Annotated in this window: 10 protein-coding genes, 1 riboswitch and 1 other annotated feature (1 of these 12 cut by a window edge); of the genes, 7 read left to right on the top strand and 3 right to left on the bottom strand. The window is 47.2% G+C overall.

The genetic code is table 11. The annotated features are described in order from the left end of the window. Positions 1-5 (top strand) — a binding site (T-box leader); it begins 257 nt to the left of the window's first position. Between the two features lie 133 nt (positions 6-138). Continuing rightward, complete coding sequence (asd, locus tag AC50Y3_RS16200; protein WP_494819763.1) at positions 139-1,224, top strand: aspartate-semialdehyde dehydrogenase; 1,086 nt, start codon at positions 139-141, stop codon at positions 1,222-1,224. A gap of 73 nt (positions 1,225-1,297) precedes the next feature. Here asd and AC50Y3_RS16195 read toward each other — a convergent pair whose 3' ends face one another. Beyond that, on the bottom strand, positions 1,298-3,796 hold the full coding sequence (locus AC50Y3_RS16195; protein WP_494819762.1) for a hypothetical protein: 2,499 nt from the start codon (positions 3,794-3,796) through the stop codon (positions 1,298-1,300). 150 nt (positions 3,797-3,946) lie between these two features. Beyond that, positions 3,947-4,534 (bottom strand): hypothetical protein, encoded by a 588-nt coding sequence (locus tag AC50Y3_RS16190; protein ID WP_494819761.1) that lies wholly within the window; start codon positions 4,532-4,534, stop codon positions 3,947-3,949. 109 nt (positions 4,535-4,643) lie between these two features. On the opposite strand from AC50Y3_RS16190, the gene AC50Y3_RS16185 reads away from it, so the two are divergent. The 4 genes from AC50Y3_RS16185 to AC50Y3_RS16170 all read left to right on the top strand — a co-directional run bounded on the left by AC50Y3_RS16185 (position 4,644) and on the right by AC50Y3_RS16170 (position 7,425). Beyond that, the gene (locus AC50Y3_RS16185) at positions 4,644-4,940 is read left to right on the top strand and encodes a hypothetical protein (RefSeq protein ID WP_494819760.1); all 297 of its coding nucleotides are present in this window, start codon (positions 4,644-4,646) and stop codon (positions 4,938-4,940) included. A 248-nt stretch (positions 4,941-5,188) separates the two neighbouring features. Further along, positions 5,189-5,719, top strand: a complete 531-nt coding sequence (locus AC50Y3_RS16180; protein WP_494819759.1) for a GNAT family N-acetyltransferase — start codon at positions 5,189-5,191, stop codon at positions 5,717-5,719. Positions 5,720-5,824: 105 nt separating this feature from the next. After that, positions 5,825-6,280: a GNAT family N-acetyltransferase gene (locus AC50Y3_RS16175; RefSeq protein WP_494819758.1), complete on the top strand. Its 456-nt coding sequence runs from the start codon at positions 5,825-5,827 to the stop codon at positions 6,278-6,280. A gap of 203 nt (positions 6,281-6,483) precedes the next feature. Continuing rightward, positions 6,484-7,425: a LysR family transcriptional regulator gene (locus AC50Y3_RS16170; RefSeq protein ID WP_494819757.1), complete on the top strand. Its 942-nt coding sequence runs from the start codon at positions 6,484-6,486 to the stop codon at positions 7,423-7,425. Between the two features lie 22 nt (positions 7,426-7,447). Here the strand turns inward: AC50Y3_RS16170 and metE are convergent, their stop codons facing one another. Next, positions 7,448-9,718: a 5-methyltetrahydropteroyltriglutamate--homocysteine S-methyltransferase gene (gene metE / locus AC50Y3_RS16165; protein WP_494819756.1), complete on the bottom strand. Its 2,271-nt coding sequence runs from the start codon at positions 9,716-9,718 to the stop codon at positions 7,448-7,450. 169 nt (positions 9,719-9,887) lie between these two features. Continuing rightward, positions 9,888-10,080, top strand: a riboswitch (cobalamin riboswitch). A 144-nt stretch (positions 10,081-10,224) separates the two neighbouring features. On the opposite strand from metE, the gene AC50Y3_RS16160 reads away from it, so the two are divergent. Beyond that, the gene (locus AC50Y3_RS16160) at positions 10,225-11,901 is read left to right on the top strand and encodes an S-layer homology domain-containing protein (protein WP_494819755.1); all 1,677 of its coding nucleotides are present in this window, start codon (positions 10,225-10,227) and stop codon (positions 11,899-11,901) included. A gap of 63 nt (positions 11,902-11,964) precedes the next feature. Beyond that, positions 11,965-15,786, top strand: a complete 3,822-nt coding sequence (locus tag AC50Y3_RS16155; protein WP_494819754.1) for an S-layer homology domain-containing protein — start codon at positions 11,965-11,967, stop codon at positions 15,784-15,786. Positions 15,787-15,802: the final 16 nt, after the last annotated feature.

Here is a 15,802-nt window from a genome sequence, read left to right as displayed (position 1 = left end):
CCAAGACTTATTAAAGTCTTGGAGGTGGGATTTTTTTTATTGTTACAGAGGAAACACCGCTCGTATACACGCATAAGGTACACCAAATCAAACTTTACCGGATCATGAGAAACCATTCTGAAGGGGATTGAATTGCTAATGACGAACAAGCTAAGAGTTGGTATTGTCGGAGGAACAGGCATGGTCGGCCAGCGTTTTGTACAGCTGCTGGATGAGCATCCATGGTTTGAAGTTACAGCGATTGCAGCTAGCAGCGGCTCTGCCGGCAAAACATATGAAGAAGCGGTGCAAGGCAGATGGAAGCTGTCCGGCGCGATTCCGGAAGCAGTGAAACAAATCGTCGTTCAGGATGCATCTAAAGTAGAAGAAGTCTCTTCTCAAGTTGATTTTGTATTCTGCGCTGTAGATATGAAGAAAGATGAAATTAAAGCCTTGGAAGAAGCATATGCCAAAACAGGCACGCCTGTTGTTTCCAACAATTCGGCACATCGCTGGACGCCGGACGTTCCTATGGTGATCCCGGAAATTAACCCGAGCCATCTTGAAGTTATTGCAGCTCAAAGAAAACGTTTGGGCACTGAAACGGGCTTCATTGCGGTTAAGCCAAACTGCTCGATCCAAAGCTATGTACCGGCACTTCACGCATTGCTTGACTTCAAACCTACTCAAGTTGTGGCTTCGACTTATCAGGCTATTTCCGGTGCAGGCAAGAACTTTACGGATTGGCCGGATATGTTAGACAATGTTATTCCGTATATTGGCGGCGAAGAAGAGAAAAGCGAGCAAGAGCCGCTTCGAATCTGGGGAACGGTTGAGAATGGCGAAATCGTGAAAGCAAGCGCACCGCTTATCACAACCCAATGTATTCGAGTTCCGGTTACGGATGGACACTTGGCAACTGTGTTTGCATCGTTCGAGAATAAACCGGCGAAAGAAGAAATTCTTGCGCGCTGGAAGGAATACCAAGGACGTCCGCAGGAGCTGGGCCTTCCTAGTGCCCCTAAGCAATTCATTACGTATTTCGAAGAAGAGAACAGACCGCAAACGAAGCTGGACCGCGATATTGAGAACGGTATGGGCGTTTCCGTTGGCAGATTGCGCGAGGATTCCCTTTACGATTATAAATTCGTAGGGTTGTCGCACAATACACTGCGCGGAGCTGCCGGCGGTGCGGTTCTGATCGCTGAATTGCTGAAAGCAGAAGGATACATTCAAGCGAAATAAAGCAGCAACTAGTCAAAATATAGAAACAGCAAGCACACCTGTGCTTGCTGTTTCTGCGTAAAAAGGGCCATGATCAGTTGTAGCTTCGCAGCACGAACGTGGGTTTGTTAGCGGCATCGCCATCGATGGTCATGGATTCATAATAACCGTCCGCTATCGATCGCTGAACAGCCTGTGATTGAAGATCGATCTTTATGACTTCAGTGACAAACAGCTTACTCTCGTCTTGAGAGTCCTGATTATGCGAATAGCGGTCATTTTGGTTATTATGCAGCAAGAAATACAGATGCCCATCGGATTTTATCAGTTCCCCGATATCAGCGTAATTTTGCCTAAAGAGTTCGCTTACCGATTGGCGTTTCAAATCAATCTTCAAGATGCGGAATCCTTGCACAAGATAAAGGACATTAGCTTGACTATCCAGGATGAACGAATTTTCTCCCGGCGTCGTGCGATCGTAAATGCCATCAGGCGTGGAACGCGGGAATTCAATGGTACTCAGACGTCTTCCTTGCCGGTCGAAACGTTCTAAACGCCGGTCAAGCAGCACAAGGACCTCTTCATGATAGGGAATAATCCGTACATGGGCTCTCATATTCTCGTTTTCACTTAAGAAGAAGGAGCGATATTGCTGCTTCTTTTCATGGACCTGATATAAGGAGCCGAAGAGGTAGTACCAGGTGATCCCACTGAGTTTATCGTAATACCATTCTTGATCTTGAAAATGGGGATAGTCGACTTTGCTCAGCTTAGCATATGACTGAAAAGCCTGTGATTTAACCTTGACCCGATTCAAATCTTGATCCACGATCCAAGTGAGCGCAGTGGATGCGATCTGTAATTGCGTCCCTTTGATCGTCAGCTTATAGGGGGTAGGAATATAGCTCACAGCTATAATTTCCAGCCTGTCATTCAGTTTCAACACCCGAGATGCTTCTGTATCTGCCACAATCCAACTATCCTGCCAACGCGTAAAATCTCTGACTCCGACGCCGCCTGCCGCTTCTCCAATCTTAACAGTGACCGTTACAGGCAGTTCTCCGATTTCTGACAGTTCCCCGGCTTTGAAATCGTAGAAATGACGATCCACCACTACGTACCAATCGGAACCAATTTTACGGAATGTTTTGGCATAGCTGTAATCTTCTTCTCGGTAGACCTTATCTATCGCATCTTGGAGGTCCTGCGGTATCGAGGCATTGGTGTTGTCTTCCACGAATTTCGATTCTAGAATCGGGTGACTAAACGTTGTAAATGGCTTGCGATTCTCGTTCTTCACGGTGAAATTCTGAAGTGGGGAGGACCGGATGGAGTCAAGCTCTGTTTCTTCGGAATGAATGAGATCAGGCCAAGAAATCGAGACAATCTTGCCATGATCCTCATAATCAACCAGCGAACCGCGAGATGCGATCCACGTGAGCCCTTTTGTTGGGAACTGTATGAATTTAGGCGGATATTCAGCTATGATTTCGGCTACAGATCTGGCTAATGTGCCGGCCTCGGCTTCGGTTTGTACCTCATCTGAATACTGAAGGACCTCCATTTTGTCAGGCGCTACATGGATGAAGGTACGGAAGTTGAATGCTTGCCAATCTTCCAGCCACAGCCTTGATTCAACCGGCAGCGGGCTGAGCTCTTCATTAAGGAATGACATGAATTCCACGCCCGCTTGATTCCGAAATCGGCCGATTAGCTGCGGAGACCCTTCCAAGAATGAAAGTTGTTTGACTTGAAGCAGCTCATATCCGGTATATCGTCGTACGAGATAATGGGGATCTTTGAAATAGACGATACTGCTTCCCTCATCAAAGAACGAATATACGGTGGGTCCTTCTGGCATCAGAAAAACGCGATTGTTCGTTAATATCTGTACATCTGGAGTCTTAGCAGAGGTTTCCGGTGCTGATGCCTCAAACGTTCCTCTATTGATCGTTTCCCAGCCGTCGTGAGAAGGATCATATACTTCCTCAGAGAATCCGGATCCATTCCGTACCTTGAGGAGGAAGAGTCGCGGTTCCTCCGTAAGTCGGATCGACAATACTTCATGAGGTCCGAAGAAAAGATTCGTATCCTCGATTACGACAGGTGCAGGCTCAATACGGATGGCAATCCAAGCTCCGCTTGCATTGGATATCGCATCTTGCGCGCTATTCTCGGTGACTTGAGCCCCAATGAGCAAGTAATCGCCGTTCAGCCATGCTTCCAGTGGGAAAGGCGTTTTCCATTCATAGATACGCTGCTTATTGATGCCGTCTGAAGTGTAGTAGAGGTGTAGATCTTGCACATAGATCATGGCTTGCTCCTTCTTCCAGAGCACACGCGCTTCCTTCGAATCCGCCATAAATTCGCCTTCAAGTGGCTTGCGATCCGGTTTTAAAGTAGGCAGGGATGTAGTTGGAGCAGCGGAAGCCGTTGTTGGATGTGGGGATGCTTTATCGTTCGATACAGTAGGAATGCTTTTTGTGGAAGGGAAATTCTTATCTTTTATTCCGTGATAATAGAAGAATACGATTGTAAGTAAGGTAAGAGCGGTGAAGGTGATAATGATGAGCATTCGACTTTGTGGTTTCATATAGCCACTCCTCAATGCTACCCAAATAATCTCAATAATTAGACGTGATTACTTGGGAAAAGTTGCTTGTATGAACGATCTTTCATTGGGAAGTGATCACTTGAAATAAGAAAGGAGAGTCAGGTTGACTCTCCTTGGATTCGAACGAAATCATGGTCTCGTAAATAACTGATTGATCGTGTCCATTGCAAGATTGACATTGACTAAAGCCTGTTTAATCATGGCCTCATCCATCACGGCTGACTGACTCCCTTGCTGGATCGGCTGTTTATAGGCGATTTGTTCCATTAGTAAATTGTTTTCTTCGATTCGGGAGTCCGTTATTGCTTCAAGCGATTTCAGATGCTGTTCATATTGTTCTCGTTCATTCGATTTGTACGGCGTACCTTGTTCTAACGAAATCAAGGCATCCTCGAAGAAATACTTCATATAAATGACTATAGGGCCTGCCAACAAATCTTTCATTGTTGCCAATTCTTCCTCCGTTGCTCCAACCTCATCTACCAATTCCCAGAATTGTCGACGTGTTTCAGGTGTCAGATTGTTGCGATTGCGTACTACCCGTGCAAGAATTTCTTGGAAAATGTCCTTCTGATGCGCGGTCATGTTCTTAGCAAGGGTCTTCTGCGGTTCTTCTGTGTCCGCAACGGTTTGGTTTGCATTCGTGTCACAGCCAATCAGCATGATAACAACAAGCAAAGAAAGAATCAGCCGTTTCAGATTGATCGACACTCCCATCGGGCTATGATGCTGTGAACGTACATACGATCATTTATATGCATAAAAATCCATGAGATAACAGGAATATTCACGATTGGATCACTTGATTCAGGAAGGTGGAAAGGACATGAAAGCAAAATATGTACTCCTTACAGTCGTTATGCTTGTTACCGTTGTTTCGTTATCGGGATGTGTGCCCGGAGATGGAACGAATACCGTGAACCATCCGGCTGGTTTTTTCTGGGGAATCTGGCACGGCTGGGTAGCTCCGATTTCGCTAATCATTGGCATCTTCAAACCTCACATCAGAGTCTATGAAACGCATAACGTAGGCTGGTGGTACGACGCAGGATTTTATATCGCTGTCATTTGCGGCTTTGGCGGGATTTCCTTCCGTCGGCGGAAGAAGGGCAAACAGGACTAATGTGTAGGTTGAGATGGGGTAGACGGTATTTCCGACTATCCCATCTTTTGGTATGATTGAATTCGGAAATGGATGGAAGTACGCTGATCATGAGATTTGGATCGCAATGATGTATGTTTATACATTGTTTCGTATACTGTAGTTCATCACGGATTTGAGTTACATAATAATAGTTATGTAAACCAACTATCGAAAGATGAAGACTGGAAAATTTATCAAAATACCGAAGTCGCAGGAGGCAAAATGAGATGATGGAAACGAATCGATTAATCATTAGAGAATTTATGGCTTCCGATTTGGATGCTGTCCATGCGTATGCCTCAGATCCATTGGTCTGTACGCATACCATTTGGGGGCCAAATACAATTGAAGATACCCAGAACTATCTCGATAGCGTTATTGACATGCAGAAACAGCAGCCGCGGCAGGATTATGAATTTGCGGTTGTTCTGAAGGAAAGCGGGGAGCTGATTGGCGGCTGTGGTATTCACATCGGCAGTCCTTTACAAGCGGAACTGGGTTATTGCTTAAATCGCAAATTCTGGGGAAATGGCTATGCTACTGAAGCCGCAGCTGCCTTGCTGCAGTTTGGCTTTCGAGAGCACGGACTTCATCGCATGTACGCAACCTGTCGACCGGATAATGTGAGTTCTGCTACCGTGATGCAACGAATTGGGATGAAATTTGAAGGCCATCTCAGAGAACATATGCGGCATAAAGGAAAGTGGCATGATTCCTTTCAATACTCGATTTTAGAACATGAATGGATGTATTCGTGATAGCATCCGTCTTTACTGGGATCGAGCCGGAATACATATCGACTTCACTCGGCTGGATTAGTATAATGAATGGATAAAATCCTACAGACAGTGGAGTGTAGACACATGGAAATCAGAATCGATGATCTTACCGGAGTCAAAATCATTGCCCTAATCGAAGAACATGTTCAGAATATGGCCGAGCAGTCTCCCGAGGAAAGCATGCATGCGCTGGACCTCGAAGGGTTAAAGCAGCCGGAAATCACGTTCTGGAGCGCATGGGAAGAGGATGAGTTACTCGGTTGTGGCGCCATCAAAGAGCTGGATGCGGGACATGGAGAGATCAAATCCATGCGAACCTCGCTGCAGCATTTAAGAAAAGGAGTAGCGAGACGTCTTCTAGAACATATGATCGAAGAAGCCAAGAAACGCGGGTATACACGGCTAAGTTTGGAGACGGGATCGTTGGAATCCTACAACCCTGCTAAGAAGCTATATGCAAGTCTTGGTTTTGAAGAATGTGAGCCATTCGCTGATTATGTACTAGACCCTTACAGTATTTTCATGACGAAGGCATTGTAAACCACTGGTGCAACACCGGCGCGGTCCCGCCAATGATTTAAGGCGTCTTTCCCTATGTATCTACACAGGGAGGACGCCTTTTGTAATTGTTCGAGAAAGTCACTTCATCTGGAACTATTTAGGATTTGAATGCAGAGTTTAATAGACAAAACAAAGAGGTACCTATATTATGTGTTTAACTATCACTTTAAGGACGGATACGAATGACGTTGCAGCAATTAAAGTACATCCTGGCTATAGTCAGTTGCGGCTCCATTAGTGAAGCGGCCAAACAACTGTTTATCTCGCAGCCCAGCTTATCCAGTGCAGTTAAAGAATTGGAGCAGGAGATCGGTTTAGACATTTTCTTGCGTACATCCAAGGGAATTGCGCTTTCCAATGAAGGTGCTGAATTTTTATCCTACGCCCGGCAAGTTGTGGAGCAAGCAGAGCTGCTTGAGCAGCGCTACATGGATAAGAAACCAACGAAGAAGCTATGCTCTATTTCCACGCAGCATTATGCTTTTGCCGTCCAAGCGTTCGTAAGCCTCTTGAAGGATCTGAATACCAACGAATATGAATGTACGTTGCGTGAAACCAGGACCTATGAAATTATCGAAGACGTACGCAATATGCGCAGCGAGATCGGCATCCTGTATCTGAGCGACTTCAACCGGAAGGTCATTGAGAAAATCCTGAAAGAAAGCGGACTCCGATTCCATCCGTTGTTCGTAGCAGAACCGCATGTCTTTATTAGCTCCGAGCATCCGCTGGCCGATAAGACGATGCTGGATATTGAGGATTTGGACGAGTTCCCTTGTCTCGCCTTCGAGCAAGGGGAGTACAATTCGTTCCACTTCTCGGAAGAGATATTAAGCACGAGGTCATACAAGAAGAAAATTATGGTGAGTGATCGCGCGACATTATTTAATCTCCTTATTGGTTTGAATGGTTATACGATCAGCTCCGGTGTTCTCAATGAGGATTTGAACGGGGAAAATATTAAATCGGTGCGTCTGCGAACAGTAGAGAAGATGCAAATCGGCTATATTACGAATAGGAAAGCCAATCTGAGTCAATTAGCCACCGATTATGTTGGGAAGCTCGAAAGCATCATCACGGATTTTGGATACGCGATTCTAAGTCAAAAGGATGAACTCAATTGAGTTCATCCTTTTCTTGTCTGCATTATAAAGTAGCTCTGACTTCTTTCGCAGCTTGAACCAAGTGACGCAGACTTTCCCATGTTTCGGTCACACCGCGCGTCTTCAATCCGCAATCAGGATTGACCCACAGTTTGGCAGCATCGATTTTGTCTAACATGCGACTCAAGCCTTGCTTGAGTTCATCTACGCTTGGTATACGAGGGGAGTGGATATCATAAACCCCTGGACCGACCTCTGTTTGGAAGCCGCAATCGTTGATGGCATCGATTATGGCAAGATCCGATCGGGATGCTTCGAACGTAATGACATCGGCATCCATTGCATCGATATCACGAATAATATCGCTGAATTGGCTGTAGCACATATGCGTGTGGATTTGCGTGTCGGCCTGTACGCCGCTGTGCACCAATCGGAAAGCAGGGATGGCCCAGCTCAGATATTCGGCTTGCCAATCGGATTTCCGCAGCGGCAGCTTTTCTCTCAATGCAGCTTCGTCGATTTGGATAATCTCGATATGATTCGCTTCCAAGTCCAGCACTTCGTCTCGGATTGCAAGCGCGATCTGGAGCGCACTGTCTTTCAAGCTAATATCTTCACGAGGGAAGGACCAGTTGAGAATGGTGACCGGACCGGTCAGCATGCCTTTTACCGGTTTGACGGTTAAGCTCTTCGCATAAGCCGAGTACTCAACAGTCATTGGTTTGGAGCGGCTAATATCTCCCCAGACGATCGGAGGTTTTACGCATCTTGTACCGTAGGACTGCACCCAAGCATTCTCTGTGAAAATAAAGCCGTCCAAGCTCTCGCCGAAGTATTCGACCATATCGTTGCGCTCATATTCGCCATGTACCAGTACGTCCAAGCCAATTTCTTCTTGAAGGGCAATGCATTCCGCAATTTTATCGAAATTGAACTGTTTGTATTGCTCCTCGGTAATGGCACCTTTCTTGAAGGAGAACCGGTTTGCTCTAACTTCGGCTGTCTGCGGGAACGATCCGATCGTCGTTGTCGGAAGCGGCGGCAGCTTGAACTTACTATTCTGAAGCGCTTCGCGTTCTGTGAAGGCCGGCAGTCTCGTGAAGTCTGCATCCGTTAGCGTTGACGTTCTTGCTTGTACAGCCTCGTTACTTGCGAAACGGGTGTCGTTGAAGAGCTCTTCGTTTTGCAGGTAAAGGTCGGAGGCATACGGATTCGCGTGTTTCAAGATCGTTTTAAGGTCCGCAAATTCCTGAAGCTTCTCCTCCGCGAATGAGAAGTAGCGTTTGTTATTGACTGACAACTTTGTTTCGTTCTGCAAGGAATAAGGGACATGTAGAAGCGAACAAGAGGAGCTAAGCACCAGCTGCTTCGCTAGCCCGTTCAACTCTTGCACGATTGCCAGCGTGTTTTTGTAGTTGTTTTTCCAAATATTCTTACCGTTAACGACACCGGCGAACAGGACTTTATCAGCCGAGAATCCGTTTTGGCGCACGAGCTCGAGCGATTGTTTCCCTTCGACAAAATCGATTCCGATGCCATCGAATGGGAGAGCTTGAAGTGCTTGATAACAATCTCGCACGTCGCCGAAGTACGTTTGAACAAGAACTTTAACATTGCCTTTAGCGGATAGAATTTGGGTATACAGCTTTGTGAAGAGAGCAAGATCCTCTTGCGTCAGATCTGTCACAAGCGCAGGCTCATCCACTTGAACCCACTCGGCCCCCAGCTCATTTAGCTTATTCAGTACGTCAGCGTAAGCCGCAGCTGTTTCTTGAATGAAGTCGTTCGCTTGCTTGACGCCGGTATATTTGGCAAGCTTGAGCAACGTGAAGGCACCGATCAATACCGGTTTCGTTGCGATATGGAGCTGTTTAGCCTCTAAGAACTCATCGAACAGCTTCGTGCCCGCCAGTTGAATACTTGTGGAATCATCGACGATGGGAACCATGTAGTGATAGTTTGTGTTGAACCATTTTTTCATGGCCAGCGCTTTAACGTCACCTTGTGCCCCTTGATAACCTCTTGCCATAGCAAAATAAGTTTCTAATGGGCTGAGTCCCAGTTCTTGGTAGCAATCCGGAATGATGTTGAACAAGCAAGCCGTATCGAGCAGGCCGTCATAGAAAGAGAAGTCGTTAGACGGAATGAAGTCAATACCGTGCACTTGCTGTCTTTTCCAGTGGTTGGCTCTAAGTTCGACGCCTGTCTGATGAAGCTCATGAATTGTAAGATCGCCTTTGAAATATTTTTCGGATGCGAATTTAAGTTCTCGTAATGATCCGACTCTAGGATAGCCAATAAGTGATGTTTGCAATGTGAATCTCTCCCTGCACTGTGTGATGAGCTCATTATAGAGCGGGGAGTGCGCTATCGGAAAACACTTAAATACTATGCCAGGGTATAGCTTTTTACTATGGGGCGGTTCGCTAGCGATCCAATAGATGATAGACAAAAGCATCATTATTCTATAGTATGAATAGCAATCGAATAGAACGAGTCAAGGTGCACGCTTAGTTGATAAGCGCTGCTTAATAGGGAAGTCCGGTGAAAATCCGGCGCGGTCCCGCCACTGTAAATGAAGAGCCGATCTAGGATTTGCCACTGGCCCACAAGCCGGGAAGGTATAGAGAAGCGTTGACGCATAGCCAGGAGACCTGCCTTGATTTGATTTCACAGACTCTACGGAAGATGGAGGCGGTGCTTTTTTTTGTTGTCCTTATTTATAGATGACGCCGGCTGCCCTTGATTCTTAACGAATCTGGGGCTTTTTTGTTTGGCATTTCGCAGGCTGCTGTGGACCAAAAGTTGAGGAGTGAGCGTGTGAAAGGCAAGATGTGTAATCGTATTATCTCTATCTGCCTGACGGTATTGCTGTTATTTGCTGCTTTGCCTCTGGCGGCGAATGCGGCTAACGATCCGATCGGCGCCGTTCCTAGTAGCATCAAGGAAACGAGCTTGAAGCATGTAGACCGTGTAGTCGAGGAAACGGCCGAATACATGCTGACTGTGGTAAAAGATCCACAGGTGGGCTCCGTTGGCGGCGAGTGGGCCATTATCGGGCTCGCACGGTCCGGCTACAAAGTACCGCAAAGCTATTATGACAATTATTATAGCCATGTCGTACAAGCTGTTACGGCAACCAAAGGTAATCTTAGCGATAAGAAATATACCGAGTATTCTCGTATCATTCTGGCACTCAGGGCAATCGGCGCAGATCCTGCGAATGTTGCCGGCTACAATTTGCTCATGCCTTTAGGCGATTTTGACAAGACGATCTGGCAAGGGATTAACGGTCCGATATTTGCACTTCTCGCGCTGGATAGCGGCAATTACGAGATTCCCTTCAACGAAGCAGCAAGTACGCACGCGACCAGAGGGATGTATATTGATGAAATTCTGTCGCGGCAATTGGAGGATGGGGGGTTCGCGCTCACCGGAACGACTGCTGACCCTGACATAACGGGCATGGCCATCCAAGCTTTAGCTAAGTATCTGAATCAACCTGACGTAAAGGCTGCAACGGAGATGGCGGTTCAAACCCTTTCCCGCATCCAAGAAGACTACGGCGGTTATGCAAGTCTAGGCGTGAGAAATGCTGAGAGCACCGTGCAAGTGCTCATGGCGCTATGTGAACTCGGGATTCCGATCGATGATAGTCGATTCGTCAAGAACGGTAAAACCATTCTGGATCAATTGTTGACTTACTATACGAAGGGACAAGGATTCGGGCACACAGCAGACGGAAGTGGAGTAACGGGGATGTCGACAGAACAGGCACTGTACGGACTCGTTAATTATCAGAGAGCAGCAGCGGGTAAGCCAAGTTTGTACAGAATGAGTGATGTTGTTCCGTTACTGTCCTCCGATCATCAGGCTGGTGTTGGGTTGCCGAATAAACATAAAGATATTACACCCATGCCAGTCGTTGATCCCGGAAAAACCTTTTCCGATATCCGTACACACGCGAACAAGACTGCGATCGAAGCACTTGCTTCCAGAGGTATTGTTAATGGCGTTAATGATTCTGCATTTGCGCCGAATCAAACGATGACACGAGCAGAATTCGCCGGACTTGTGACAAAAGGTCTGGGTCTCGCACCGAAAGCGACGCAGGTTTTCAAGGATGTCCCGGTTACAAGCTGGTATGCCGGTGCTGTAGGCACAGCTTACAAGTACGGCATTGTGAACGGAACGTCAATTGGTCTCTTCTCGCCGAGTCGTACAATATCCAAGCAGGAAGCTGCTGTAATGATCGCGAACGCGGCCAAGTTATGCGGAATGGATATATCACTTAGCGTTTCGGAAACGAGAGATATGTTGGCCCAATTCGGCGATTACCCGAAAGTGGCGGAGTGGGCGAGATCTGCGCTGGCATTCAGCTTCCGCGAAAACATTCTGTCTCAGAATGTACTCACCATAGAACCAACCGTTGCTGTGAAAAGGGCTGATATCGCAGAAATGCTGTACCGCATGCTCATTGCTGCAAAACTGCTTTAAAGAGATAGAAGGATAGAACGATTGATTGATTGATTAATAGAGACTAAGAAAGTAGGCGAGACCATGCGTTCCAAACTGTTGAAGTCATTAGCTATTATCGTTACATCCATGATGCTGGTATTGTCAATCACTGCCGGCCTCGGTCCGGTAAAGTCCGCGCGAGCTGCGGCAGCGTTCGATCTCGAAGCCACAATTGAAGCTGCATCGAGTTATTTCCAGAGTGACGCAACGGGAGTCGGTACCGATTGGGGGGCGATCGGATTGACAAAGGCGGGTAAAAAGATACCCGATACCTTCGTTCAATCTTTAGTTAATCGCGTTAAATATAGCCAAGGTGAATTCGATCGCGTTACTGAATTAGAACGCACGATTATGGTGTTAACGGCTGCTGGACAAGATGCAACAGATATCTCGGGCATTGATTTAATTGAGAAACTTTATAATAGTGACAATATGACAAACCAAGGCATTAATGGTCCAATATTCGGATTGATTGCGCTGGATACTGGACACTACCAGATACCAACAACAGCGAAGTGGACCAGAGAAGCTCTAGTCGACGTCATTGCCTCTCGTCAAAATGAGGATGGGGGATTCTCGCTCAGCGTCGGCAGCAATAGCGATCCGGATCTAACAGCGATGGCATTAATCGGCCTTGCACCCTACGCAGACAATGCAACTGTAGTGAGTATGGATTTGCTTGCAGATCTTACAAACTGGCTTTCCGCGAATCAATCGCCTCAAGGCGGGTATGTCGTTACTTATGGAAAAGGTATGCCTTGGGAAAGCACCGTCGATTCCAGCGAGAGTGTATCGCAGGCGATTATCGGCTTGACTGCCCACGGCATCGATCCAACCGGCCCAGACTATATGAAGAATGGAATTACGCTGCTCGACAAGCTCATGCAATTCCGAATGGAAGATGGTACGTTCACGCATACGGCAGATATGCCAGTATCGAATGGAATGGCCACGGAACAAGCACTGCAAGCGCTCGATGCTTATAAGCTATTCTTAGAAGGACATGGTGAGCGGTTATACGATTTCAGCGGCACACTGCCTGGTCTTGAGCCCATTGCCGCTGCGCCTGTGAAGATCCGTGTGGAAGGGCCGGAGCGAAATCAATCGTTCTCCGAAGGGACGGTAACTGCAGCTACCCCTCTAGAGGCGTTAAAATCATTGTCGGACGCGAGCGGACTTGAACTGAAGATCTCATCGAATTGGGGCATGCTCGCACTAGAAATCGAACAGATTGCGTACGACCATTATAATGGCGACTACGGCAGTTGGGATTTCGCGATCCATCGCGGCAATGAATGGTTGACATCGTCGGACGGTGCAATCGATCAACTTCAATTGAAACCTTCGGATAACCTTCTGTTCTATTACAAGAATTACGATACCGTTCCGATAGACACGATCCAGGTACTGCCTGAATCAGGAACATCGCTCTATGAAAACCATACATTCGAAATCCGAGTTTACAAGTTAGGCATGGATTACAGCACGTTTAAGCTAGTCCCGGTACAGGCGGAAGGCGTAAATGTCGAAATCGTCCGCGATGGTGAAACGATCACCACGCAAACGACCGGTGCTGAAGGCACGGCGCGATTTGACGGGTTGGCTGCAGGAAGCTATACCGTATCCGTATCGAAATTCGTACCTGACAGCGCACCTGCAGTCGTACATACGACAATACCGCTGGAAGTGAGAAGCGGAATACCGCCGATTGAATTGCCTCTGCCAAGCGGAGATCAAGCATCCATTACAATTCCATCTGATGATCGTCCCTATATCATCGGCATCTCCGATTCGGATTCGCGGAAACAGATTGCTATCACGATTCCGGAACAAAATCAGTCGTTAGTGATGTTAAACTTGCCGCTCGCCACTGATTTGCCTGCCATCGAGGCGAAGAAGGGGAACTTAACGTTCAGCATACCGCAAGGGTCGCAATTCATTAGCGGTGATGGATCTTCTTTGGAGCTGTTAACCTCTAAGAACAAATCGGATTCCGTGCTGGTTAGCCGCGTACAAACCTTAATTCCAAGTGGCTCATCGCTAGATCGACTGAACGAAGCGATAACGATTGGCGGTGGAGTCGGAAGAGTCGAGTTCGATTCGTACATGACATTGACCTTTGCAGGCTTGAAAGGCAACCAAACTGCCTATATCGAGAACAGAACACCACATGTGATTCAGAGATACGCAAGCGATGCCGAGGGACTAGCTAGCGGGAAAGACGAGTACGCCTACGACAGCGGCAATGATTTGATCGTGAAGACGAAACATTTTACGGACTACATTGCCTATACGACAAAAGCAGTAACCATTCCGTCGATTCCAACGCCTCATGCTACGATTTCCGTTGATAAGCTCACAATCAACAAGGGTTATATCCTGCAGAACACAAGCGTTGAATTGCAACCGGGTGATACCGCATGGAGCGTGCTGAAGCGATCGCTCGATGCTAAGGGAATCGGCTATAAATCAGAATATTACGCTTCGTTCGGTAGCGTCTACGTGCAATCGATCGATGGTGACGGGGAATTCGATCATGGCGCATACAGCGGCTGGATGTATAACGTGAACGGCCAATACCCGAGTTATGGCTCCAGCAGCTACACGTTGAAAGACGGAGATAAAGTCGAATGGCGTTATACGACAAATCTCGGTAAAGACTTAGGTGCACCGGACAGCCAATGGCCGGAATTGCCGGATAACACAACGATTATCAATATCCCCGCGAATGGTCAGCAAGATCAAAACTTAGCCATTACACAGGCTATGAAAGCAAAAGGGAAAGTCGTCATTCATATGCCGGATAACACTTCCAAAGTATATCTGGACTTGAACGACGTGCGAAGCGGCAGCCCTTCGATCTTAGCGGAGAGAGGGAACATCACATTCACCATGGATAAAGGAACGACGATCCAAACCGGAAATTCGAAGTTCGAGTTGTTATCGAACTACGCTACGGAAGATTCCGGCGTGCTTAAGCTTGTGAAAGGTAATCTCGCAAGTGAGAGCAAGGAGCTGGAGGCTCTGAGTCATGTAATCGGCATGGGCGGCGAGAATGAGTCGTTCGTCTTCGATCGTCCTGTTACGATTGCGATCAAGGATGGTAAAGGTCAATCCGCCGGCTATATCGAAAAGGGTGCATTTACGCCGATTGCTGTGTACGGCTCCGAGGAAGAAGGCATTAAGGCGACGAAAGATAATAAGAAGCTCACCTATGCTTTCGTTGCCGGCAATGATCTGGTTATCAAGACGAACCATTTCACCTCATTCGTCACTTACACCGCTGCGCACGCAGAATCGGGCAGCGATGTGGATGTGAGCAAGCAATATACAGATGCGAAGCAAATCTCTGCTTGGGCTGCAAGCGCGATCGGGACGGCTACGAGTAAAGGTTTCGTTCAAGGCAACTCAGGAAAGTTAAATCCGAAAACAAAGATTACCAGAGCGGAGTTCGCCAAGCTCATGGTCGAGGTACTCGGTTTGAACAAGGCAGCAGGTACAACGAGTAAATTTACCGACGTACCGCAGAACAAATGGTTTGCAGCCTATATTAATACCGCCTATACTGCAGGAATTATTACGGGGTATGAGGATCGGTTTCATCCATATGATACGATTACTCGTGAGCAAATGGCAGCCATTGTGGTGCGGGCATTGCATCTTCAGCAAACTAAATTAGCAGTTCCGCTCAAGGATATGGATCAAGTATCCAAATGGGCGCAAGTTGATGTTCAGACCATCAGCGCTCTGCAGATCATGCAGGGATCGGAAAACCGCTTTAACCCTGCTGATTCGGTCACTCGCGAAATGGCGATAGTCGTCGCTATGCGAGCCTATACGTACAAGCAAGATCACGAGTCATAGACGAAAATAAAAGCAA

Source organism: Paenibacillus sp. J22R98 (assembly GCF_059383835.1).
Note: the sequence above shows the minus strand (reverse complement) of the source record. Positions and strands in the feature narration are given on the sequence as shown.

Excerpts from the sequence above, each read along its gene's own strand:
- AC50Y3_RS16185 (WP_494819760.1), top strand. The coding sequence starts at position 4,644 with ATGAAAGCAAAATATGTACTCCTTACAGTCGTTATGCTTGTTACCGTT.
- AC50Y3_RS16195 (WP_494819762.1), bottom strand. The coding sequence starts at position 3,796 with ATGAAACCACAAAGTCGAATGCTCATCATTATCACCTTCACCGCTCTT.
- AC50Y3_RS16180 (WP_494819759.1), top strand. The coding sequence starts at position 5,189 with ATGATGGAAACGAATCGATTAATCATTAGAGAATTTATGGCTTCCGAT.
- AC50Y3_RS16190 (WP_494819761.1), bottom strand. The coding sequence starts at position 4,534 with ATGGGAGTGTCGATCAATCTGAAACGGCTGATTCTTTCTTTGCTTGTT.
- AC50Y3_RS16155 (WP_494819754.1), top strand. The coding sequence starts at position 11,965 with ATGCGTTCCAAACTGTTGAAGTCATTAGCTATTATCGTTACATCCATG.
- AC50Y3_RS16170 (WP_494819757.1), top strand. The coding sequence starts at position 6,484 with ATGACGTTGCAGCAATTAAAGTACATCCTGGCTATAGTCAGTTGCGGC.
- AC50Y3_RS16175 (WP_494819758.1), top strand. The coding sequence starts at position 5,825 with ATGGAAATCAGAATCGATGATCTTACCGGAGTCAAAATCATTGCCCTA.
- asd (WP_494819763.1), top strand. The coding sequence starts at position 139 with ATGACGAACAAGCTAAGAGTTGGTATTGTCGGAGGAACAGGCATGGTC.